This is a genomic window from Acinetobacter sp. 148 (assembly GCF_031196675.1).
Lineage (GTDB): Bacteria > Pseudomonadota > Gammaproteobacteria > Pseudomonadales > Moraxellaceae > Acinetobacter > Acinetobacter baumannii.
On the sequence record NZ_JAVIMT010000053.1, the window covers coordinates 1 to 1,548 of the forward strand.

The 1,548-nt window shown below is 36.2% G+C and carries 2 protein-coding genes; both read left to right on the top strand.

The genetic code is table 11. From position 1 onward, the window contains the following. Nucleotides 1–120: 120 nt before the first annotated feature. Nucleotides 121–630: a helix-turn-helix domain-containing protein gene (locus RFX69_RS08915; RefSeq protein ID WP_001122273.1), complete on the top strand. Its 510-nt coding sequence runs from the start codon at nucleotides 121–123 to the stop codon at nucleotides 628–630. Nucleotides 631–662: 32 nt separating this feature from the next. Then, nucleotides 663–1,514, top strand: coding sequence for an IS3 family transposase (locus RFX69_RS08920; protein WP_309169217.1), 852 nt, complete (start codon nucleotides 663–665; stop codon nucleotides 1,512–1,514). Nucleotides 1,515–1,548 lie beyond the last annotated feature (34 nt).

Consider the following 1,548-nt stretch of genomic DNA (forward strand, 5'->3'; position numbering starts at 1 on the left):
GGAGAAACGAAAAGGGGTTAGCAGACTGGACCCAAAAATCCAGCACACCCGAAGGTGTCCCCCTCCCGTCCTGAACTGCACCCCATAAGTTAGACTTTTTAAACTTATGAGGTGTGCCCTATGCCAATTCCGAAGCATTCAAAAGAGTTAAAATTAAAAGTCATTCAAGCTTATTTAGATGGAAGTAAAGGATATAAAATCCTTTCACAAGAATTTAATGTTGATCTCCAAACCATCCGCTTATGGATTGAAAACTATAAGGCACAAGGTGAAGATGGCCTGAATGTTAAAACTAAAAAAACCTACTACTCTTCCGAATTTAAAATCAAGGCTGTACAAATGCTTCTTGATAAGATACCGGTAAGAGAAGTTAGAAGACGGTTAAATCTGAGCGGGACGTCAATTTTAAGAAGGTGGCTCGCTCAGTATCATAAAGAAGGGATTGCCGGGTTTAATACTACGAGGATTTATACCAATATGGTTAAACAAGATAAAACCAAAATAACTAAGCCTATAAAAGAAGACAAAGATAAATCTCAACAGGAACTCATTGATGAAGTGACCGCTTTACGAGCGGAGGTTGCCTTTTTAAAAAAGCTAAAAGCCTTAAAACTGAAGCAACGTACTTAAATACACTTTGTACTGCAGACACTGTTCAGGTTATTTCAGAATTAAGGCAAATTTATCCATTAAAACTCTTACTCAGTATTGCAAAGATTGCTCGTAGTACTTATTTCTATCACATGAAAGCTGTACGCTCTAATGACAAATATACTGAGTTAAAACAGCAGATTAAGTCCATATATCACAAGCATAAGGGATGCTATGGCTATCGTAGAATTACTCTTGCCCTGAAAAGTACAGGAATAATAATCAACCATAAATGTGTATATCGCCTTATGAAAACCATGGGAATTAAATCACGTATCAGAGCATTGAAATATCGCTCATATAAAAGTGGTTGTGTCGGGACGGTGGCTGATAACATTATGCAACGGCAATTTAAAGCGAACCATCCCAACCAGAAATGGGCAACTGATGTGACGGAATTTAATGTTAACGGTGAAAAACTTTATTTATCACCAATTATAGATTTGTTTAATGGGGAAATTATTACCTTCCGAATCCAACGTAAACTCAATTATGAGTTAGTGAAAGATATGCTCATTCATGCTTTAGCTAAACTTAAGCGACATGAGAAACCAATTCTCCATTCAGATCAAGGATGGCAATATCAAATGGCTCATTACCAACAGCAATTAAAGCAACATGGTTTAATTCAAAGTATGTCTCGTAAAGGAAATTGCTTAGATAATGCTGTAATAGAAAGCTTCTTTGGAATATTAAAATCGGAATGCTTTCATGGAGAAAAATTTCAATCAATTGATGAATTAGAGAAAACGATACGAGAATACATTCATTATTATAATTCGTTAGACCCTTGCGTCCCCTTTCTTTGCGGTAGGATGATCTGCCCCCATAAAGTTGGACAGTTAGTTAAGCAGTTTTTATAAACTGGTTTCTATATTGTACAGGGGATAAACCTTG